Below are 16,861 nucleotides of genomic sequence, written 5' to 3' on the forward strand. Positions count from 1 at the left end.
TTGCTTATTAAAAAAGCAAGGCACGATTGGCCCCGCTTGTTATTTGACTATCACTTTTCCATCCATTCCTTTCTGGAAATGGTACCGACATATCAGTTCATATGTACCGGGCTTTTTAGGTTTCACGGTTATGTTTTTTTCTTTTCCCGGCTGGACTTCGGCGTCAATTCCGAGCTTTTCCACTGTGAAGGTGTGCTCTTTATTACCTTGGTTTTTCAATATCAACGTTGTCGTTCTTCCAATCGGAATAGTGATGACGTTCGGATTAAAGTAATCATCGTTCAACTCGACCTCAATCACTTTCACTGACTCAATAGGCTGTGTTACGACGCCGGGTTCGGCAAATACACTGAGTGAGCCTGGAGTTGTCACAACCACAATCATCGCAAGCAAAACGACCAATCCAGTTAACCACTTTTTCACAGACATTCGCAATCCTTCCTTTCCTAAGCACTATTGTTTTCCAATTCATAAAATATTATCACTATAAATGGGGTTCCAACGTGCTTCAAATAGTAACTCTTTATCTGAAACAGTGACAAAGAAAAAAGATCGACTCTATTTACGATCTTCTGAAATCCATTCTTCTTCAATTAATCTGCACCATTAGTTTAAGTGTAATACTTCACATTCAAACAAAATATTTTCATCATCTTCAAGTTGATCTTCCACAATCTGGCCCTTTAATTGAACAATACAACTGGGGTTTAAGGGTCAAAAGAAAAACCCTAAATTAATACAGAGTTTTATCAAATTTTTTTATAAATTATCGAACTTTTTTACAAATTATCAAACCTTATTTTAAATCAACATTTAGGTAACATAAGCAACAAAAAAAGTGCTGTAAACGATGTATTTTATCTGTTTACAGCACTTTTTCATTTCTTATTTAAGATAAGGGCTTTATTGTCCTATAGGATAAAAAGGGCACCTTGTTTTCTTGCATATCCTGACAGATCTTTTTTAATAATCTAATGCACTCACTGGTTGAGGTTGATGAGAAAGTTGGGTGCATTCACGAAAAGCAAAATGTTTACACTCTATACATTTTTTCGTATCCAACTGTTCTAGAGCATAAGTAATAGCTTCTCCTGTGTGATCAAAAAAGTTCTTTTCTCCGATTTCATCATACAATCCATTTTTATCTAAAGTTGCTTTTAACTCTGATTGAATTCCTGAAACAAGAAGTACGCCACCTTGTTTTTTAAAATGATGAACAATATTCCTAAAATAGGATTCTCCTGTTGTATCAATAAAAGGAACCTTTCCCATACGTAAAATTAATACTTTTGGTTTATAATGAATAGTTGCTAAAATGTTTTGTTCAAACGTTTGAGCAGCTCCAAAGAATAACGGACCTTCTATTGTATAAATACTAATTTGTGGACAATCATGCGTTTTATTCACCACATGTGGCAGCAATTTTTCGTTCTTTCTTGTATGATCAGGAAGCACTTTAGATATAACAAGCATGTTACTCATACGTTTTGTAAATAAAATAATAGCTAGAATAAGACCGATTTCTACAGCTGTTGTCAAACTAGTAAATACAGTAAACAAAAATGTTACAAGTAATACAAGAGAATCTCCTGTTTTCATTTTAAGGATGTGAGCAAAATGTTTTTGTTCACTCATATTCCAAGCTACTACCATTAAAACGGGGGCCATACTAGCAAGCGGAATATGTGAAGCAGATGGAGCTAGCAGTAGAAGCGTTAATAAAACAAGCACCCCATGAATAATACCTGACATCGGAGAAGTAGCTCCACTCCTAATATTAGTTGCTGTTCGGGCAATCGCTCCAGTTGCCGGAATTCCTCCGAATAAAGGTGTAACAATATTAGCAATTCCTTGACCGATAAGCTCTTTGTTACTGTTGTGCTTACTATTTGTCATACCATCTGCCACGACAGCCGATAAAAGAGATTCAATACTACCCAACATGGCAATAACAAATGCAGGACCAATTAACTGTTTTATACGCTCCAATGTGATTTCTGGAATATGGAACTGAGGAAGTGTATTCGGAATCGCACCATATGCTGTACCGATAGTAGGTACATGACCCGAGAAAAATACCGTTGCAATTACAGTTGAAATAACAATACCTACTAATGAACCAGGAACTTTTGGTAAAATTTTTGGTGTTATCAATATAACAAAAAGGCAAATCAAAGCAGTTATAATACTATAAAAATTGATGGTATCAATATGGATAAAGATTTCCTTCAAATTTGCTATAAATTCCTCATGCTTTTTTATACCTGTCAGCCCCAAAAAGCCAGCAATTTGTCCCGTAAAAATAGTAACAGCAATACCTGATGTAAAACCAACTGTTACAGGACGTGGAATAAACTTAATTAAAGATCCCAGTTTAAAAATCCCCATAAGGCATAAGAGAATTCCAGCTAATAAACCCGCCAGTAATAAATTTTCATATCCATAAGTAATTACAATGCCTAAAAGAATCGGAACAAAAGCACCTGTCGGTCCTCCAATTTGATACTTCGAACCACCAAATAGCGAAGTGAGGATCCCAGCAATACATGTTGTATAAATCCCGTATTCTGGTTTAACCCCAGAAGCTATAGCAAAAGACATAGCAAGTGGAATCGCAACAACTGCGACAATTGTTCCTGAAAGAAGATCCTTTTGAAGATGTCCCAATGAGTATCCTTCAAATCTTCCTGTATATAACCCTTTCATATAAACCCTTCTTTTCTATTCTTAATAAATTTTGCTTTTTCTGAAAGAATAACTATTTTTTAATAAATTCAAATTGCAAATTTTAACTTTTTCTAAAGAGAACGTGAACCTAATATTTACTATACGTTTTGTTCAAACGACATTCTAATTTACCTATATCTCCGCCTTCTTGTACGTAGGTTTTCAACCTTTCTGCTAGAAGTTCTCCACCGTGACTATCTAGCTTCTGCGTATCTATAAATGATGTAATCGATACCTTCTTTGGCGTACTATCTCTACGAAACATCTGACCCGGAATTTCGCTCCAAAAACGATTCCATTCATCCAGTAATCCTATTTGATCAAATAAAAAACTTTGAATCCCACATAACCAAGCTGTACAAGCTGTATTCCTTTCTTGACATCCAACTCCATCTTGTAAATGTTGGCATGAAAAACAACAAGAATTCCCACTTTTAATACAAACATTGCAAACGTGATGAGCTCCTATTGAGCGAAGTATTTCAATTCCGTGTTGGATAATAACTTCTTTCTTAACCTCAATATTCAACCCGTACCTCCTTGGCTATCGTTTCACCGTCTGTTTCATCTAGTTCTTCTAACATTGAAATCGTATCAATCAAATGGTTATTAAAAATTTTCCGTGCAACTTCCAATAAATTCATAATCATAGGATCTCGAAGAGAATATAAAACTCGTTTTCCATCTTTGGTACCAACAACAATATTTTTTGCACGTAACACACTTAACTGTTGAGAAACCGCAGAACCTTCCTTATTAAGAATGCTTTGAATTTCATTTACACTTTTTTCCCCCTCTGACAGCAATTCGAGAATACGAATTCGCAAGGGATGTGATAAAGCTTTAAAAAAATCAGCCTTAAATTGTTGCATTTCCCCTCCCATTAAAACACCTCCATTACTTATTGTTAATTTTAAATAACCCAGAAGTATCATATACATCTTCAAATGTTTGAAGATGTATATGATACTTCTAGAGTTTACAATTTTCAATACAAATCTTGAAACGTTAACAAAAACTCAAAAAAGTGCTGTAAACGATGTATTTCATCTGTTTACAACACCTTTTTTGATTCTGTGCCATCACTTATCCGCCTAAAATATCCCTATTTTACCTATAAATATTATATAATAATTTCGAGTGAATTTTCCGAAAAAAGAGTCCGTATACGATATGATGCTACAAACGATGTTTTCTTCCCCTATTTTACACATAGAAGAATTACATCCTGGCTACGAAGACCATGCAAGCAATGCAGATAACCATATCGATACTTATATCATTTACTGTCTGTCCAAGGAAGTGTGGACCTAGACGAGTGGATGGAACACCCATCTTTCTTTTAATTATCAAACAACACAATATAAAAAGGAGAATACAATATGCAACTTCAAAACAAATGGATTCAAAAGGACAGCGATTATATTAGAAAACAATTAATCGCATTCAATCATTCACAAGTTTCAGGTAGTGAGAAATCACTTGTTAAAGATGTCTGTTTAACACTAAAAAATGATAATGAAGAACTAGTGGCTGGTTTAATAGGGAATATATTTTGGCAATGCTTACACGTCAATATTTTATGGGTCAGTGATAGTCTGCGCCATCAAGGTTATGGCAGTAAACTTCTATTTGAAGCCGAACGAATAGCGAAAGAAAACCATTGTAATCTTATTAAACTTGATACATTTAGCTTTCAAGCACCGGAATTTTATAAAAAACATGGCTATGAAGTATATGGTATTATAGAAGATTTTCCGAAAGGACATACACACTATTACTTACAGAAAAGATTACTAGTATGAAATGGAGAGTGATTCTTTGAAGATTAAAAAAAAGAATATATTAACCTCAGAAGACATACAACAAATAATCGATTTAGCAACATACTGTGAACGTAACGATGGACTGGAGTATAAACCTTCTTTATATGTAGATGTGCTCCAAACAAGAAATGAAGATCAGGTGAATGATTTTCTTTATTACCAAGACGACAAATTAGTTGGTTTTGTAAGTATGTACGAATTTGAAAGACCTACTAAACTTGAGTTAATAGGAATGGTTCATCCTTCATTTCGAAGGCAAAAAATATGTAGTAACCTTCTAGATGCAGCTTTTGACGAAATAAAAAAGCGCAACATCAATGAACTATTATTCATCGTAAATGCTGCTTCTACAAGTGGAAACGCCTTTGCTAAATCTTTTGGATTACAAATTTCGTTTAGTGAATACTCTATGCAATTTAAACGAGATTCAACATCTTTGATAGAAATGAAAGATACCCTTCAACTTGTACCAGCTTCAACTGAGAACTTAACGACTATCTCCAAGATTGCAAGCGAAGCCTTTGGCGATTCTTTACAGGATAATATAACATGGTTACATAAGACAATATCATCCACTAATCGATATCTCTATATTGCTCTTTTCAATCGCGAAGCAGTAGGAACGATAACCGTTTCTCACGAAGAAGAGGTCACATCGATCTCCGGATTTGCTGTAGATCCTTCTTATCAAGGAAGAGGAATTGGAAAAAACGTGTTACAAACTACTGTACAGCGATTATTACAAGAAGGAAAAAGAAACATTACACTAGAGGTAGAAACAGAAAATGAGAATGCTTTGCAACTTTATAAACAATGTGGTTTTGAAATTACTACAAGCTATCATTACTATGATTTGATCAACAAATAGCCCGATAGTAACCGCTTTCATTTATATAAAAAAGAAGAATGCATAACATTCTTCTTTTTTACTTTCTTCTTAATGGATTTACAACTCCAACGATTTTACCATCTTCTTTGTATACACGTGGAATTCTTCGATCTAACATGCACGTTACTTCATAATTAATTGTCCCTAACGTATCAGCAATCTCTTCTACTGTAATCTCTTCATTACCTTGCTTACCATAGAAGACAACCTCATCCCCAACATGTACAGGCATCGCTTTTGTTACATCAAGCATAAGTTGATCCATACAAACACGGCCGATAATAGGTACTCTCACGCCATTAATTAACGCATATCCTTTACTTGATAATTGACGGCTAAATCCATCTGCATATCCGATTGGAATCGTAGCAATCCACTCATCACCTGTTGTAACATACGTATTTCCATAACTTACGCCTCTTCCTTTTTTCGCGTGTTTCACATGAGATACTTTTGACTTTAACGTTAAAATTGATTGAAGTGAAACTGCTTTATGGTCCACTTCTTTTGAAGGATACATTCCATATACCCCTATCCCAACACGAACCATGTTTTGAAATTCGTTATCTAATTCCATAGTTCCTGCGCTATTGGAACTATGAATAAGCGGCAAATGAATCTCCATATCCTTTGCAGCATTTACAGCTTTCTTAAATAAATCTTTTTGCATCAACGTATATGTTTTATCTACTTCATCAGCAGTCGAGTAATGTGTAAACATTCCTTCTACTTTCACATGTTTCATTTCTTTCAATTCTTGTAGAAATGTTGTCACTTCTTCTTCTTGTAAGCCAATTCTACTCATACCTGTATCAATTTTAATTTGAATACAGGCCTTCTTTTGCATACGTTCTGCTATATGATTGATATCTCTTAAATCTTCAATTCTATATACAGTCATCATAATATCGTATTCAATTGCATCTGCTACAGCTTCTTCCGGCGTATAACCTAAAATTAAAATTGGTACAGTAATTCCTGCTTCACGCAGTTCAATTCCTTCATCTACAAAAGCAACTGCAAAATGACTTACTCCAGCTTCAATCGCTACTTTTGCAATTTCAATCGCACCATGACCATATCCATTTGCCTTTACCGCTGCCATCATTGCAATATTTTCATCGTTTACACGTTTTTTAAATTCTCTTACATTATGTTTTACAGTATCTAAATTAATTTCAACAATTGTATTTCTTCCATATCTTGAAATCATTATTCTAACTCCTAACTCAATAATTCCATTCTATTTATCGTTCAATAGGACCTTTAACAATATAATACTTTTCATTTTTTTCGTCAAACTACAAGAATCTTCAGAATTTTGAATATGATAAAATACTCTTAAGACACTATTATAAACGGATGTGAGGAGAAACACAATGTTTGTTCAAGCCACGCTGCACCAATTAAAATTTGGGATTGATTCTACAATACAGATGTTAGAACAATTTACTTACGATGAATTACAACATCGCCCTATCAAAAACAAGCGATCCCTCTTTGAAATTTATACACATTTATCTCTTATTTGTTATGCCGATCTTCTTATTTTAAATGAAGCATCAAAAGAAGAACTAAATAAATTTTATTCACAACATACACCTCATACACTTGCAGAAGTTCAACAGACAATGAAAGAAGGTTTTCAACTTCTTGCTAAAACATTTCAAGCATACTCCATAGCAGAGCTTGAAGAAACCACACATTCCTACTGGGGTGCTTCTTATTCTCGTTTTGAATGGTTACTTGAAATTGTTGCTCATTTTTATCATCATCGCGGGCAGCTACATACTTTATTGACAGAACATGTGAAAGACCCATTAATTCCTTTATTCGAATAAAAACAAACTGCATATGCATTTCAACAAAAAACAGCAGCCAATCATGTTCATACAAGTGGCTGCTGTTGATAAAGTGAAACTTCTATCAGTGTTTTTTTCATCCCCCACCTATCTTCTTCGCTTCTATCTCAATCTTGAGCTCCTTAATGCGGGATAAAGTACAACTTTCATTTGTCTTCAAGAAATAGAAAAGGAACGGTTTTCCGTCCCTTTCTATTGCTCTTATTTTTCATTAATAATTCACTTTCTCCGCATCCCAATAATACTTGCTAAACGCTTCTGCTAGTACATCAATAGAGTTATACAATTCTTCTAGCGTATTATCAACACCACCAACTTCTACAAGTAGAGCATTGGAAGATAAATCTTGATTATATGTACCATCTCCTTTACTTTTGTCCTTTTTGAAAATCCCTCGGCTGAGTCCATAATAATGTTTATCCAAATATGAATTAATTTCGTTTGCGATTTTCATATTTTCTTCTCGTCCTTCATTTTCCATCCCGATAATGAAATAAAGTTTTGCGTATGACTTTCCATTAATCACTTTTGTTGTAACATTCTTACGCTGATCATCTCGGTGAATATCAATCGGAAATACGATTTGCTTATTTTGAGCTAACGCTTCTTTTACATATCCATGCGATGCTTTATAAGCTTGATACCACTTCATCTTTTTCTGCGCTAATAAGTCTCCCATGTTTGTCTTGTCATGTACAGCTGGAATTCCTTGTCCTTCTAATTGCTGTTTTAATCTTGTACCAAGGAGTGAAACATTTACATCTGGACTTGATGCTTCATCTGGAATTTTTGCTCCAGGTAATAACGGTAAAAACGATTCCCAACTATGCGTATGATAAATAAATACGGCATTTTTCCCCTCTATAGCATTTCCTTTCTTTTGAACAGGATTATTCTTTTCTGCTTCCTGAACTTTTTCTTTAGCCACTTCGCGCTCTTTCGTAATTTCTTCTATCGGTACACTTGATTCATTTGGTATATTTGTATAATCGGTTCCTTCTCCAGCTACAAGAATGTCAGAATAATAGTTTGCCATTCCTGGGATTTCTTTTCCCATAAATGTTCGAATATCTTGCAAACGCATATCTGTTGTTAATGAAAACAATAACGCTCCTACTGATTCTCGTTTCTTTGTTTGAAAATATTCAAAAGAAAAGTAATAATTTTCCATTTCAATCATTTGCATAAATCCTTGTATGGAAATTTTTCCAAACCATTGACTCACATAATATGATTTCATTGTATGTAACATCGTTGTGACCAAAGATGCAGCAACTAAAATAAAAAATGCATAAGAACACAGCAAAATAATAATCTTCTTCCCATGCGTCTGAGAATGTATAAAATACTTTTTCATGGTACCACCCTTTCTATACATGGGTATGTACAAGCTTTATACAATATACATTCTGATTACACTACTATGTCCTGCACGTTTTGAAGCTTGAATATATACACCTACTATTTAATTCGTATATATATTTTCAGCTTCATTTCATATATCCACTCCTCACATCTTCAACTTCAAATATATCCTCAAAAAAAAGAGAAATGGCAACCATTTCTCTTCCTCGTTTCTATTGTTCTTTTTTCGTATCTATAGAAGGCAGCTGTTTCTCTTTAAACAGCTCTCCAATTGCTCCTAAGCTTCCTAATGTTTCAACGGCGTTTGTTGGAAGGAACACTTTGTTTGCTGGTCCTTTTGCAATCTCAGTTAATGATTCAAATGACTGGTATGCAAGAACACGCTCATCAAGTCCTGCTTGACGCAGCATTTGAATACGATTTTGTTCTGCTTTCGCAATTTCTTCAATTGCTTTTGCTTCCCCTTGCGCTTCTAGTTCTTTCGCTTGTCGTAAGCCTTCTGCCTCTCGAATACGCGCTTCTTTATCACCTTCAGCCATTAAGATTTTACTTTGTTTTTCCCCTTCCGCGCGAAGCACTTTATCTTGTTTTGCTGCTTCTGCTTCGAGAATAATTGCACGTTTATTTCGTTCTGCCTTCATTTGTTTTTCCATCGCTGCTTGTATGTCTTTGGGTGGATTAATATCTACAACTTCAACACGTTCAATACGAACGCCCCATTTTTCTGTCGCCTCATCAAGCGCTAAACGAATTTCTGTTGAAATTTTCTCACGACCAGATAACGTTTCATCAAGCTCCATTTTCCCAATGATTTGTCGCATTGTTGCAGATGTAATATTACGAACCCCGAATTCATAATTTGAAATACCATATGTCGCAAGCTCTGGGTCAACAATTTGATAGAAAATAATCGTATCAATCTCAACTTGTACGTTATCTTTTGTAATTACTTTTTGCGGTGGTACATTTGTTTGTTGGATGCGCAAATCATGATAAAGGCGTACACGATCGATAACCGGGATAACCATATTTAAACCCGGGTGCATAACACGCTGGAATTTACCTAAACGCTCTACAACACCTACTCTCTGCTGCGGAATAATTTTAATTGTTAATGCGATAAATACAATAACAATCAATGCTAAAATAATCGATAATGTTAAACCAACCATTATAGTTCACACTCCCTTTTCACATGCACAACTGTGCTGCTCCTCTTTACAACAATAACGCTTTCTCCATCTAAAATTGGTTCATCTGAAACAGCAGTCCACATATCTCCATCTATTTTCACAATGCCATTCGCTTCATTTGTAATCGTTTGCACTATTATACCTTTTTTACCAACAAGTTGATCAACTGCATCTGTATACCCTTTTGCCTCCCGAAAATTCTTGGAAATACGTTTTGTAAAGATTGTCAAAACAAGACTGACAATAGATGCTATTACAACTTGAAGTAGCAAAGAATTTGGTACAAATAGCGCAATTAGACCTCCGACCACTGCCCCTATTCCAAGCCATAATAAGTAAAATGTAACAGTCAGCATCTCTGCAATAAATAAAAATCCGGCAATGACAAACCAAATTACCCATCCTGCCATGTGCAACCCTCGCTTCCATTCTATTTTTTATATGTATATGAGAGAAAGAAAACTTTATCCCGCATTAACGGGCAGTAAGCCCCCCACCTCAAGATTGAGGGCAGCGAAGAAGATAGGTGGGGGGCTTACTGCCCGTAAAAGTCCGATTGGTTCAACTAACCGCTAAAAAGCTGAGGCGCCCATCCACAAATAATAAAATCTTACTATCACTAGAAAGTATGTAGTATCAGATCTATTAGATGAAGAATATACTAAAATGATATATTAATATATTCTTTATCGCGCATGACAAACCCTCTCAAAAAATGACAAAAAATATTTTCTCACAAATGAGACCATGAAATAAATAACTTAGATAAGAAACAATTACATTATCTAAGCAAACATTTCCTACGTATTTAGCTAATTCGGTCATATATACGTCTCGATGTTGTTTACCACTTACGTATACGTAACAGTGAGAAAGCGATGTTTCTTAGATAGAAACATCGCTTTCTTGTTTACGCATATACTTTTTTCTTAATATAACATCGGCACTCCACCATTCTCCCCTTTATCATCATTACTTTATTTTGCTACTTGTGAGCAGTAAAACTCCCACCTCAAGATTTTGAGAAAACAAAGAAGATAAGTGCACGATGAAGAAAAAACCTCACTGATAGGAAGTTCACTTTATAACTTCTTCTAAAGTGAACTGATTTTCATATAAATATGTCGCATATGGATTTCCAACATAGCGCACATGCCACGGTTCATACGTATATCCTGTTATCGCTTCTTTTTCTTTCTCATAACGGATAATAAAACCAAATTTATGAGCATTTTCAGCAAGCCATTTTCCTTCCCTCGTGTCTCCAAATAAAGGTTCTAATTGAAAATTTGCAGATTGTGATGTAATGTCGATTGCTAATCCTGTTTGATGTTCACTTGTACCAGGAACTGCACTAGACATCGCTGTTTTTGCTTCCCCATCTTGTTTTTTATACATCGTATTTAATGCTTTTTGCCGTTCAAATGAACGAAATGCAGAAACAGCAAATAAAGAGATTTTTTCACTATTCGCTTGTTGAAACATGCGTTCTAATGCTGTAGCAGCTTCTTTACGCATTTTCTTTTTTTCATTATCGCCTTCATATAGAAAACGAACTTTTGGTATTACTAAATCTTGTGGTTCATACAAATCTGGCAAACGCCTTTTCTTATTCACAAGGACAAGAGTTGAGTCTGGGTTGTTAACAACCGCAAGCCCTCCTTCTATTTTTGCAATTGTTTCTTGTACCTTCGGAAAAACAACGTTTCCTTGCGCTTCTATCGCTTGTTTTTCCTTATGCTCTATATATTGCAGCATTGCAATTGCAATCACTCCAATGACAATCGCTATACTAAACAACATCCATTTTCTCTTCATATAACATCCTTTTATTCTAATAATTTTTCTATACAATACTCATCAACTTCCGTTACGCTCAATAACAGTTAATTCTAAACATCACATACCATATATTTTTTCCCATTCTCTCATCCATTTAAACAATTTGCTCCAACTTATTTCAAAATTTTAGAGATGCGTTTGCTTCTTATACTGCAATTTACCTACTCATTACGGTTACATTGTTTACATAATAAAATTATTTACAAGAGCCATTTTATAAAGTGAAACTTCCATCAGTGGGGTTTTTTCATCCCCCACTGATGGTTAGTTGAACCAATCGGGCTTTTACGGGCAGTTATCCCCCACCTATCTTCTTCGCTTTTCTCTGAATCTTGAGGTGGGGGTCTTACTGCCCACGAATAGCGGGATAAATGAACATTCGCTACTATTTTTCTAAATCCCTTTTCCTTTTTCATAAGATAAAGAGACAAATTTCGATACAAAGCAAATAGCGTAAGCAATGTTTGCTTACGCTTAACCATTCACTTTCTCCGCTTGCCAATAGTACTCACTAAACGCTTCTGCAAGCGCATCGATACTACGATTGAGTTCTTCTTCCGTATTATCAACACCACCTACTTCAATGAGAATCGCTTGACCAGATAAATCCTGATTGTATACCCCATTTCCTGAACTAAAACCTTTTTGAACTACTCCTCGGCTCAATCCAGGATACTTTTCGTTTAATGATTCATGCAGCGCTGTTGCCAATTGTAGGTTTTTTGCATAATTTTTATTTCCTTTCCCAATAACAAATGCCAACTTTGCATATGATTTATCACCAATCTGTTTCGTCGTAACTTCTTTTCTTGCACTATCCCTATGCAAATCAAAAAAATATTGAAGCTCTCTATTGCTGGCCATAGCTTCTTGCACAATCCCACGAGACATTTTATAAGAGCTATTACTGTTTAACCCTTTACTAATTAGTTTTTTACCCACATCCGTTATATCATTTACTGCTCCAATCCCATGACTTTCAAATTGTTCACGAAGTCTGTTTCCAAACAAAGAAATATTCGTTGTTGCACTCGTTGCTTTATTTGGATCCGGGTCATTCGTTAAATTTAATAATGGCAAATACGACTCCCAGCTATGTGTATGATAAATAAACGCTACTTGCCGATTTCCCGTCGTTTGCGCTGGCTTCGGTTTCGCTTTATTTGACTCTGCCTTTTCAGGCTTTCCTTGTTCTCCCGTCCGCTCTTTTACAAGCTCTTCTAAAGGTACACTCGATTCAATAGGCAAATTTGTATAGTTTGTGCCTTCTCCAGCAATCACAATTTCCGTGTCATATTTCGAAAACCCTGGAAGTTCTGTTCCAACTAAACTACGAACGTCATCAAAGCGGATATTTGTCATTGCAGATAACAGAAAAGAAGAGATAGAAAAATCTGCATTTAAATGACGATATTCTTGTGTAAAGTAACGATTTTCTGACCCAATCACATACATATATCCATTCATAGAAATGTCATTTAACCATTTATATAAATACGTTGACTTTGTCTCTTTTAACGATGTTACGATCATACTAACAAACAAAAAAGCAGCCATCATCCCCAAAAAAAGTAAAAAAATAAATTTTGGAATACTCGTTCGTTTCACATAAAAATAGCTTCGACTCATTAGATCACCCTCTCCCTATAAACATATGTACAAGCTATAGAGAATAGACCGAATGCAATTTGGCAATATTGGCATTGAGGTGAAAAGAATTGAAACTGGTGATTGGATTATTTCCTATTATATTATCTTGTTTATTTGTTTTACTTGCGGTACATCCACGTATTCGCATTTGGTTAGATATATTTGCGTATGTTTGTTTATATGGATTTGGAACCATTATTGCATTTACTGTATACGATGTATTACTTCAACAGACTGTTTTTATGACAACCATTCATCGTATATTATTAAACCCTTTATTTCTTCTTACTGGTGCGTATATCGGTATATATTTTTTATATCTAATACTGTATAAACTCATTTCAAGCATAAGAAATTAAAGGAAGGTGCTATGATGAAAAATTATATATGTTGCCATAAATGTAAAAAGTTTATTTATCGTAAACGTGATCTCGTTACAGTTGCTTTGTTTTTTCAAATCCTCACTTATCATGGTTGCTGTTTTGAACAAGAATTACACGAACTACGCTTTCCTTTGTCCAAATTCCTTCCCTTAAACACACTGTTTGGCAAATTTTTTTCTTCTTATACACTTTGTATTGGTTTCATTTTACTTCTGACAGACCCTTCTGTATTTTGGCTTAGTATACTTTGCTTTCTTCCAATCTTTTACCGTTTCTGTTCTTATTGGTACATTGAACGTTACTTCTAAAGAAACTGATTAGATTTTCCTTTTGAAATACTTAAACATGTCCATTTTTTCTCATACTTTTAGCCAATCGCTGTTCCATTGAGAACTTCCATACCTGGCTCTAATAAAATAACATCACCTTTTTCAGGAACGCCACCAAGTACAAGTACTTCAGATTTAAATCCGGCCACTCGTTTTGGCGGAAAATTAACAACTGCAACAACTTGCTTTCCAATAAGTTCTTCCGGCGTATATCGTTTCGTGATTTGCGCGCTTGAATGTTTCATTCCAAGTTCACCAAAATCAATCTCTAGCTTAATAGCGGGTACTCGAGCTTCAGGAAATACTTCTGCTCGATAAATCGTCCCAATACGAATATCTAATTTCATAAAATCTTCAAAAGTAGCCATTTCTATATTCCTCCTTGCCATTTATATTAAATAGTTGCTTTTATTTCTCTTCCAAAAAAGAAAGATGCTTATGCACCTTTCTTTTTTACTTCCTGCAATTCTTTCGAGCTATGTAAGAAAAAGCCAATCGCTCCTCCAACAATCGCTGGTACGAGCCAGCCGATGCCTTCTTTATATAATGGAAGCATTTGCAACGCTGCTGATAATGGGCCGAGAGAAATACCTATACTTTCTAAGCCATTACAGAAACTAACGAAAAACGCTCCGACAATTGCACCAATATATATATTATTTCGTTTTCCAATAAATTTATGGAAATATGACAACACAATCAATACAATTGCAACAGGATAAATAATGATAAGCACTGGTAAAGTAACAGCAATAAGCTGTGTTAGCCCTAAGTTTGAAACGAATAAACTAAATACACAAATAATTGTAACAATTGTTTTGTGCGCAACTTTTGGGAATAAACTTGTGAAAAATTCCGCACAAGCAGAAGCTAATCCAACTGAAGTTGTTAAACAAGCAAATGTAATAACAAATGCCAGTAATACTTTTCCTGTTGTCCCAAATAACTGATTTACAACATTTGTTAAAATTAAGCCCCCATTATCAGAAACACCAAGGGATGTACTTGTAGAACCAAGATATGAAAGTGATAAATAAATAAGCGTCAGTCCAATAACAGCAATAACACCTGATATTATCGTTGTTTTCGCAATTTGGTTACTTTCCTTAATGCCCATTGAACGAATAACTCGCACTACAACAATTCCAAATACAAGTGCACTAATAGCATCCATCGTTAAATATCCTTGAATGAATCCACCGAAAAAGGCATTTTCTTTGTATGCTTCCATCGGTGAAGCAGGTGCTCCGATTGGATCAATAATTGCCTTTCCAACAATTACAGCAACAATAATAACAAGAAGTGGCGTAATAATTTTTCCAAACCAATTGATAAGTTTTGATGGATTTAATGATAAATACCATGTAATCCCAAAGAATACTACGGTATATAACAACATCATATACCATTCCGCCGCCATCGTTTCGGATAAAAATGGTTTCATGCCCATTTCAAACGAAACAGCACCTGTGCGAGGAATTGCAAAAAATGGACCAATTGCTAAATAGCTAATAAGCGGAAAAATAACAGCAAATACAGGATGTACCCTAGAAGATAACGCTTTCAAATCTCCTTCTACAAATGCAACAGCTGTAACTGCTAATAGGGGTAGCCCTACTCCAGTAACAAGAAAACCTATCGTAGCAATCCAAACATTTTCACCGGCTTGCTGTCCTAATACAGGAGGAAAAATTAAATTTCCTGCTCCTAAAAATAATGCGAATAACATTAAACCAATGGCTAACGTGTCCCCTAACTTTAATTGCCTCTTCATCTGTAGTCCACATAACATAATTTCGTTCTCATTTATGCCATGCGTACCTCCTCTCTACTCATGATATAAATGTTTGACTTTTTAATAGACATAATTTTTCCTTGTCCGTTCTTCTTAATTCTTTGTACTCTTATATATTTTTAAATTTCCTAAATATTAAGAGTGGATATAACAATAAAGATTATAAGATTATAATCTTTTATACTAATTTTCTTCAATATAGTAACATATTTAATTGAAAAATGGAAATTTATCCACTATATAGAATTTTGAAAATAATAATGATACATATAAATATAAATTCAACACAACAACAAGAAAAATCCATCTCTACTTTCAGAGATGGATTTCCCTCTTACTCTACAATTTCCACTTCACGTGAATTTTTCATTTCTTCTACATGTATAACGCGGAATCCATGATCTTCTAAGTCTTTTAAAAGCGGCTGTAATTCTTCTGCCGCAAATCCTTCTCCTAATGTAAACATAATTCTACGTACATATAGTGCGTTGTTATCAAATGTCATTAGACTTTGAATTCCACTATATTTTTTCAATACAGTTGATAGTTTTTGAATAGCACCATTATAATCTTGCGTTCCGACCATAACTGAATACCTACTAGAATGAAGGCCCCATGCATCTTCTAGTAACTCAAATACTTTTTTATGTGTTAAAATACCAAGAAAATCCTCATTATCATTCACAACAGCAATATATGGTAACTCTTTAATTGTAAAGAACACTTTAAAGAATGAAGAATCTTCTTTTACATACCCATCTTTATTGCGCAATAGCTCTTTCACATTATCATCTAAAGAACCTTTATATTCTAAAATATCTACTTTATAAATATTCCCTAAAAATGTTTCTTCTTTTTTATCTAGAACTGGAACACAGCGATATCCTGTTCTATTTAAATGATCTAGCGCTTCTTGTAACGTATATGTATCCTTGCAAAACAACACTTCTTTTTTTGAAACATAGTTTCCTTTTACTCTCATAAAAATCCCCCTTATGTT

18 protein-coding genes are annotated in these 16,861 nt (G+C 34.6%); 4 read left to right on the forward strand and 14 right to left on the reverse strand.

The window, feature by feature from the left end:
* Positions 1 to 39: 39 nt before the first annotated feature.
* The 4 genes from LRP84_RS17435 to LRP84_RS17450 all read right to left on the reverse strand — a co-directional run bounded on the left by LRP84_RS17435 (position 40) and on the right by LRP84_RS17450 (position 3,611).
* Complete coding sequence (locus LRP84_RS17435) at positions 40 to 429, reverse strand: cupredoxin domain-containing protein (RefSeq protein ID WP_230576228.1); 390 nt, start codon at positions 427 to 429, stop codon at positions 40 to 42.
* A gap of 534 nt (positions 430 to 963) precedes the next feature.
* Entirely contained in the window at positions 964 to 2,706 is a 1,743-nt protein-coding gene (locus LRP84_RS17440) for a SulP family inorganic anion transporter (protein WP_230576229.1), read from the reverse strand.
* A 109-nt stretch (positions 2,707 to 2,815) separates the two neighbouring features.
* A complete protein-coding gene (locus LRP84_RS17445; protein WP_230576230.1) occupies positions 2,816 to 3,256 on the reverse strand; it encodes a DNA mismatch repair protein in 441 nt (146 codons plus the stop codon).
* On the reverse strand, positions 3,246 to 3,611 hold the full coding sequence (locus tag LRP84_RS17450) for an ArsR/SmtB family transcription factor (protein ID WP_230576231.1): 366 nt from the start codon (positions 3,609 to 3,611) through the stop codon (positions 3,246 to 3,248). The genes LRP84_RS17445 and LRP84_RS17450 overlap by 11 nt, the downstream gene beginning before the upstream one ends.
* A gap of 498 nt (positions 3,612 to 4,109) precedes the next feature.
* Here LRP84_RS17450 and LRP84_RS17460 point away from each other — a divergent pair, with 498 nt between their 5' ends.
* Complete coding sequence (locus tag LRP84_RS17460) at positions 4,110 to 4,532, forward strand: GNAT family N-acetyltransferase (RefSeq protein ID WP_230576232.1); 423 nt, start codon at positions 4,110 to 4,112, stop codon at positions 4,530 to 4,532.
* Between the two features lie 16 nt (positions 4,533 to 4,548).
* Positions 4,549 to 5,421, forward strand: coding sequence for a GNAT family N-acetyltransferase (locus tag LRP84_RS17465; protein WP_230576233.1), 873 nt, complete (start codon positions 4,549 to 4,551; stop codon positions 5,419 to 5,421).
* A gap of 58 nt (positions 5,422 to 5,479) precedes the next feature.
* On the opposite strand, the gene alr is transcribed toward LRP84_RS17465, so the two are convergent.
* Positions 5,480 to 6,655 (reverse strand): alanine racemase, encoded by a 1,176-nt coding sequence (gene alr / locus LRP84_RS17470; RefSeq protein ID WP_230576234.1) that lies wholly within the window; start codon positions 6,653 to 6,655, stop codon positions 5,480 to 5,482.
* Between the two features lie 166 nt (positions 6,656 to 6,821).
* On the opposite strand from alr, the gene LRP84_RS17475 reads away from it, so the two are divergent.
* A complete protein-coding gene (locus LRP84_RS17475) occupies positions 6,822 to 7,283 on the forward strand; it encodes a DinB family protein (RefSeq protein ID WP_230576235.1) in 462 nt (153 codons plus the stop codon).
* Positions 7,284 to 7,515: 232 nt separating this feature from the next.
* On the opposite strand, the gene spoIIP (LRP84_RS17480) is transcribed toward LRP84_RS17475, so the two are convergent.
* The 6 genes from spoIIP (LRP84_RS17480) to spoIIP (LRP84_RS17505) form a co-directional block, all read right to left on the reverse strand.
* A complete protein-coding gene (gene spoIIP / locus LRP84_RS17480; protein ID WP_230576236.1) occupies positions 7,516 to 8,661 on the reverse strand; it encodes a stage II sporulation protein P in 1,146 nt (381 codons plus the stop codon).
* Positions 8,662 to 8,881: 220 nt separating this feature from the next.
* Complete coding sequence (locus LRP84_RS17485) at positions 8,882 to 9,841, reverse strand: SPFH domain-containing protein (RefSeq protein WP_230576237.1); 960 nt, start codon at positions 9,839 to 9,841, stop codon at positions 8,882 to 8,884.
* On the reverse strand, positions 9,841 to 10,272 hold the full coding sequence (locus LRP84_RS17490; protein WP_230576238.1) for an NfeD family protein: 432 nt from the start codon (positions 10,270 to 10,272) through the stop codon (positions 9,841 to 9,843). Before LRP84_RS17490 ends, LRP84_RS17485 begins: the two co-directional genes overlap by 1 nt.
* A 667-nt stretch (positions 10,273 to 10,939) precedes the next feature.
* Entirely contained in the window at positions 10,940 to 11,680 is a 741-nt protein-coding gene (locus tag LRP84_RS17495; protein ID WP_230576239.1) for a M15 family metallopeptidase, read from the reverse strand.
* 257 nt (positions 11,681 to 11,937) lie between these two features.
* Positions 11,938 to 12,186 carry a hypothetical protein gene (locus tag LRP84_RS17500; RefSeq protein ID WP_230576240.1) on the reverse strand — a complete coding sequence of 83 codons (249 nt, stop codon included), beginning with the start codon at positions 12,184 to 12,186 and terminating at the stop codon, positions 11,938 to 11,940.
* Positions 12,179 to 13,333, reverse strand: coding sequence for a stage II sporulation protein P (gene spoIIP, locus LRP84_RS17505; RefSeq protein WP_230576241.1), 1,155 nt, complete (start codon positions 13,331 to 13,333; stop codon positions 12,179 to 12,181). Before spoIIP (LRP84_RS17505) ends, LRP84_RS17500 begins: the two co-directional genes overlap by 8 nt.
* Before the next feature lie 89 nt (positions 13,334 to 13,422).
* Here spoIIP (LRP84_RS17505) and LRP84_RS17510 point away from each other — a divergent pair, with 89 nt between their 5' ends.
* On the forward strand, positions 13,423 to 13,713 hold the full coding sequence (locus tag LRP84_RS17510) for a hypothetical protein (protein ID WP_230576242.1): 291 nt from the start codon (positions 13,423 to 13,425) through the stop codon (positions 13,711 to 13,713).
* A gap of 391 nt (positions 13,714 to 14,104) precedes the next feature.
* On the opposite strand, the gene csaA is transcribed toward LRP84_RS17510, so the two are convergent.
* From csaA to cbpA, 3 genes are all read right to left on the reverse strand, one after another.
* Positions 14,105 to 14,434, reverse strand: coding sequence for a chaperone CsaA (gene csaA / locus LRP84_RS17515; RefSeq protein ID WP_230576243.1), 330 nt, complete (start codon positions 14,432 to 14,434; stop codon positions 14,105 to 14,107).
* A 68-nt stretch (positions 14,435 to 14,502) separates the two neighbouring features.
* On the reverse strand, positions 14,503 to 15,840 hold the full coding sequence (gene brnQ4 / locus LRP84_RS17520) for a branched-chain amino acid transport system II carrier protein BrnQ4 (RefSeq protein WP_230576244.1): 1,338 nt from the start codon (positions 15,838 to 15,840) through the stop codon (positions 14,503 to 14,505).
* Positions 15,841 to 16,195: 355 nt separating this feature from the next.
* Positions 16,196 to 16,843, reverse strand: a complete 648-nt coding sequence (gene cbpA, locus LRP84_RS17525) for a cyclic di-AMP binding protein CbpA (RefSeq protein ID WP_230576246.1) — start codon at positions 16,841 to 16,843, stop codon at positions 16,196 to 16,198.
* Positions 16,844 to 16,861 lie beyond the last annotated feature (18 nt).

The organism is Bacillus rhizoplanae (genome assembly GCF_917563915.1).
GTDB classification, from domain to species: Bacteria; Bacillota; Bacilli; order Bacillales; family Bacillaceae_G; genus Bacillus_A; species Bacillus_A rhizoplanae.